The following is a 5,001-nucleotide window of genomic DNA, read 5'->3' as shown; positions in this document are numbered from 1 at the left end:
CCGTTCGCGGCGCGCCAGATCGTCAGCCACGGCCACGTCAAGGTCAACGGCAAGCGGGTGACCATCGCCTCCTATCAGCTGCGCGAAGGCGACGTGATCGAGTTGTCGGCCAAGGCGAAGGACATGGCGCTGGTGATGGAAGCCTCGCGCAGCCCCGAGCGCGACACGCCCGATTATCTCGAAGTCGACGACGGCAAGGGCGCCAAGTTCCTGCGCACCCCGAAGCTGGCGGATGTGCCCTACGCGGTGCAGATGCAGCCGCATCTGATCGTCGAATTCTATTCGCGCTAAGCCTGACGGCCTGCTCGAAGATTTGCGAAGCCCCGTGCATCCGCGCGGGGCTTTTGCGTTATAAGGGCTTCAGGAGACGGCGCGGATGTACATCCTCTATGGCGACACGGGTTCAGGCGCGTTCTGTGTCGACGCGGCGCTGGCGGAGGCCGGTGCGGCGCTCGACTTTCGCCCCATCAGCCTGGACGCCGACGAGCAGAAATCCGAGACCTTCCGCGCCCTCAATCCAAGCGGCAAGGTTCCGGCGCTCGAGCTTCCCGAAGGCGGCATTGTCACCGAGACCGCGGCGCTGCTCACCCTGATCGCCGAACGCCATCCCGAGGCGCATCTGTTGCCGCCGCCAGGCGCCTCCGATCGTGCTGAGGCGTTGCGCTGGCTCGCCTTCATGGCGTCGGAGATTTATCCGATGGTGGAGATCGCCGATTACCCCGAACGCTTCGTCGCCGATTTCAAGGGCGCGGCGGTGTTGAAGCTGAGCGCCAAGCGCCGTTTGCGCGACCGGCTGCTGGCAGTGGAAGTGGCCGTTGCCGGGCCGTGGTTCCTCGGCGAACATTTCTCGGTGCTCGACATTTACGCGGTGATGTTCTCGCGCTGGCGCGAGGCCCGCGAAGGCGGCTGGCGCGAAGCGTTCATCCCGAAGATATGCGCCATGGCGGCGGCCTTGGCGGAACGCCCGGCGCTTAAAGCGGTGGTCGAGCGCCATTTCCCGAACGGCTGAGCGCCGATTTCACGGCAAAGACGAGAAGGACCGCCTGGAACGGCAGAGCGCCAAGCACGACCAGACGCGGTGTCAGGTTGAGCGCATCCAGCGCATAGCTCGAGACCAGCGACGAGGCGGCATTGCCGAAACCCGTCGCGATCACCAGCAGGCCCGCAGCGAGCGCCAGCTGCTCGCCCCGGCGCGACAGCGCGATGCCGAATACGGTCGGATAGCTGAGCGCGATCGCAAAGCTGACGACCAGCATCGAGATCCAGCCGGCTTCGCCTCCGATCAGGCCGGCCGTCGCGATCGCGATCGTGCCGATGGCTGCGGCCACCGCGAACAGGCGGACAGGTTCGATCCATCGCATCAGGATCGCGAAAACAAGGCGGCCGACGGCAAACCACAGCCAGCCGCGCTCGAGGACCGGCACCAGATGGCCCGGCAATTCGGCGCGAACGTATTTGTAGTTGGCGGTCCACACGATGGTCAGGACCGCGCAATAGCAGGCCAGCGCCACGGCGGCGAAGAGAAGTCCCTTGTCGCCGGTGAGCGCGCGAAGCGACGGTTTGCTTGCGGCGTCCTGCTTGTTCCAGGTGCCCTTGGCGGCGAAATCCGGCAGCGAAACCTGTTCGAGCAGGAAGGCGAGCAGGATGGCGCCGAGCCCGACCAGCACATACGGCCGCGCCGCCCATTGTTCGGTGCCCGAATAAAGATTGTAGTCCTTGCCGAGCACGACCACGGCGGTGAAGTTGCCGAGGAAGAGGCCGACCCCGTTGCAGGCGCCGGCGAGATTAAGCCGTTTGACCACGGTGTCGGCGGGGCCGCTTAGGGCCGCCAGCGGATTGAGCGAGGTGTCGAGCCAGGCGCCGCAGGCCCCGATCACCACCACGGAGGCGAGGAAGACGAGTGCTGAATTCTCGATGATGGCGAGATAGAGCAGGAAGGCGCCGATGCCGAATACGCTGAGGCCGGCGAGAACGCCGAGCTTGTAGCCGAACTGGCGATGGAAGCGGACGGCGGGCAGGGCCAGCAGCATATAGGCGACATGGAACACCGCCAGCGACCCCGCGACCTCGGTCGGGCCGAGCGCGAAGAACTTGCAATATTTGAAGAACAGCGAGTTGTAGAGCCAGAGGGCGACGCCCCAGATGACGAACAGCCCGGCGGTGACGACGAACACGCGTCGGCGTGCGTTCTCGTTCGCTGTGTCTGCAGTGGCCATCGACACCTCATCGGTCCGTTCGACGGGCGGATGATAGCGGTCACATAGTTAACAGCACGGCAACAAGCCCCAGCACGCGGGAATTTCGGAACGCCCCCTGGGACACCGTCAAGCGGTTGTGGCGACGCCGTTTTCGGCGAGCAATTCCTTCAGCTCGCCGGACGCATACATCTCGCGGACGATATCGCAGCCGCCGATGAATTCGCCCTTCACATAGAGCTGGGGAATGGTCGGCCAATTGGCGAATTCCTTGATGCCCTGGCGCAGATCGGCATCGGCGAGCACGTCGAACGCCTTGAATTTGACGCCCAGCTTGGTCAGCACATCCACCACCGCCGCCGAAAACCCGCACTGGGGAAACACCGGCGTGCCCTTCATGTAAAGAACGACGTCGTTGGACGATACGGCTTCGGCGATCTGGTCGTGTGCGCTCATCTTGGAACCCTTCAAAACTGTCTTATCAGGTAGGACCTGCCGCGGCCGGCGTCAAGGCGCAGAGTGACGGCGTGGCTACTTCGCCTTCGTCGTCAGCATCAGCGCGTGCAGCGCGCCACCCATCTTCCCTTTGAGGGCGGCATAAACCATCTGGTGCTGCGCCACCCGCGACTTGCCTTCGAAGGCAGCGGAGGTGACCACAGCCTTGAAGTGGTCATTGTCGGCGGCGAGCGGCTCGAGCACCACCTCCGCATCCGGGAAGGCGGCTTTCAGCAAGGCTTCGATTTCAGCAGCAGGCATCGGCATGAGGGGAGACTAGGGCACGCGCCCCCGCTTGTCATGGCCCGGCGAATGCGGGCCATCCAGGTTTCGCATCACGGCCGATGACAATTGGTGTGATCAGGCGCCTGTGAATTCCCCCAAGGGGAGAGAGTTACCCCTTCATATAGCCCGGCAGCCAGGCTTCGTGGGTCGCCTTCAGCGCGCCGACGGTCACCGCCGGCAGGCCGACGCCTTCCAAGGCCGGGGCGCCCGAGGCCGAGACCGCGCCGGTGACGCCGAGATGGATCGCCGCCACGCCCGCCTTGTCGGCTTTGGCGAGGAGGACGTCGGCATTCTTCGCCGGCACCACCACCACATAGCGGGCCTGGTCTTCGCCGAACCAGAACGGGATGAAGTTTTCCGGATTGGCCCTGAGGGTGGCGCCGATGTCGCCGGCCATCGCCATTTCGGCGATCGCCACCAGCAGGCCGCCGTCGGCGACATCGTGCACCGTGTCGGTGACGCCCGATTCGATCAGCTTGCGGACGAAATCGCCATTCTTCTTTTCAAGGGCGAGATCGACCGTCGGCGCAGCGCCTTCCTCACGGCCTTCAATCTCGCGAATGTAGATCGACTGGCCGAGATGGCCCTTCGTCTCGCCGATCAGAAGAATGGCATCGCCGTCGCGCTTGAAGGCGATGGTCGCCATCTTGCCGACATCCTTCAGCAACCCAACGCCGCCGATGGTGGGGGTGGGCAGAATGCCTTCGCCCTGGGTCTCGTTGTAGAGCGAGCAGTTGCCCGACACGATCGGAAACGCCAGCGCCCGGCAGGCTTCGCCCATGCCTTCCAACGCCGCCACGATCTCGCCCATCGCTTCGGGCTTTTCCGGATTGGAGAAGTTGAGGCAGTCGGTCACCGCCAAGGGCGTGCCGCCGACCGCGGTGATGTTGCGCCAGGCTTCGGCCACCGCCTGCTTGGCGCCTTCGAACGGATTGGCTTTGGCGTAACGCGGCGTCACGTCGGTGCAGCACGCCAGCCCCTTGTCGGTGCCATGGATGCGCACCACCGCGGCATCGCCGCCCGGGCGCTGCACGCTGTCGGCCATCACGGTGTAGTCGTACTGCTCCCAGATCCAGCGCTTGGAGCACAGATCGGGCGAGGACAGCATCCTGAGCAAGGATTCCATCGCCGGTTTTTTGGGATCGAAGGCGGGCGTGCCCTGTTCGGGCGCGCGCTTCACATACGGACGCTCATAGATCGGTGCGGCATCCGACAGCGCCGTCACCGGCATATCGGCGACGATCTCGCCCTTGTGGCGGACGACCATGCGATGGGTGTCGGTGGTATAGCCGATCACCGAGAAATCGAGTTCCCATTTCTTGAAGATGCGTTCGGCCTCGGCTTCGCGGCCCGGCTTCAGCACCGCCAGCATGCGTTCCTGGCTTTCCGACAGCATCATCTCGTAGGCGGTGAGATTGGTTTCGCGCTGCGGCACCTTGTCGAGATCGATTTCGATGCCGGCGCCGCCCTTGTCGGCCATTTCCGACGACGACGAGGTCAGCCCCGCCGCGCCCATGTCCTGGATGGCGATGATGGCGTCGGTCGCCATCAGTTCGAGGCAGGCTTCCAAGAGCAGCTTTTCGGTGAAGGGGTCGCCGACTTGCACGGTCGGGCGCTTCTCCTCGCTGTCCTCGTTGAACTCGGCCGAGGCCATGGTGGCGCCGTGAATGCCGTCGCGGCCCGTCTTGGAGCCGACATAGACCACCGGATTGCCGACGCCCTTGGCCGCCGAATAGAAAATCTTGTCGGCTTTGGCGAGGCCGACGCACATCGCGTTGACCAGGATGTTGCCGTTGTAGGACTTATGGAAATTGGTTTCGCCGCCGACCGTCGGCACGCCCATGCAATTGCCATAGCCGCCGATGCCGGCCACCACGCCCTCCACCAGGCGACGGGTCTTGGGATGCTCCGGCGCGCCGAAGCGCAAGGCGTTCAAGAGGGAGATGGGCCGCGCGCCCATGGTGAAGACATCGCGCATGATGCCGCCGACGCCGGTCGCCGCGCCCTGGAACGGCTCGATGAAGCT

6 protein-coding genes are annotated in these 5,001 nt (G+C 64.6%); 2 read left to right on the top strand and 4 right to left on the bottom strand.

All coding sequences use genetic code 11. The features are described from left to right. Together AC1P6P_RS04040 and AC1P6P_RS04035 are read left to right on the top strand one after the other, a co-directional pair. Positions 1–291: S4 domain-containing protein (locus tag AC1P6P_RS04040; protein ID WP_481401153.1), on the top strand; the 291-nt coding region annotated here is incomplete at its 5' end. 85 nt (positions 292–376) lie between these two features. Further along, positions 377–1,009 (top strand): glutathione S-transferase family protein, encoded by a 633-nt coding sequence (locus AC1P6P_RS04035; RefSeq protein ID WP_481401152.1) that lies wholly within the window; start codon positions 377–379, stop codon positions 1,007–1,009. On the opposite strand, the gene AC1P6P_RS04030 is transcribed toward AC1P6P_RS04035, so the two are convergent. From AC1P6P_RS04030 to purL, 4 genes are all read right to left on the bottom strand, one after another. Then, on the bottom strand, positions 972–2,216 hold the full coding sequence (locus AC1P6P_RS04030; RefSeq protein WP_481401151.1) for an MFS transporter: 1,245 nt from the start codon (positions 2,214–2,216) through the stop codon (positions 972–974). The genes AC1P6P_RS04035 and AC1P6P_RS04030 overlap by 38 nt on opposite strands. 108 nt (positions 2,217–2,324) lie before the next feature. Continuing rightward, a complete protein-coding gene (gene grxD, locus AC1P6P_RS04025; protein ID WP_481401150.1) occupies positions 2,325–2,651 on the bottom strand; it encodes a Grx4 family monothiol glutaredoxin in 327 nt (108 codons plus the stop codon). Between the two features lie 75 nt (positions 2,652–2,726). Further along, on the bottom strand, positions 2,727–2,957 hold the full coding sequence (locus AC1P6P_RS04020; RefSeq protein WP_481401149.1) for a BolA/IbaG family iron-sulfur metabolism protein: 231 nt from the start codon (positions 2,955–2,957) through the stop codon (positions 2,727–2,729). Positions 2,958–3,084: 127 nt separating this feature from the next. Beyond that, a partial coding sequence (purL, locus tag AC1P6P_RS04015; RefSeq protein WP_481401148.1) for a phosphoribosylformylglycinamidine synthase subunit PurL occupies positions 3,085–5,001 on the bottom strand: 1,917 nt, incomplete at its 5' end.

This window comes from Rhizomicrobium sp., from assembly GCF_056722145.1.
The sequence above is the reverse complement of the archived record's forward strand: the minus strand, read 5'-3'. Positions and strand labels throughout refer to the sequence as shown.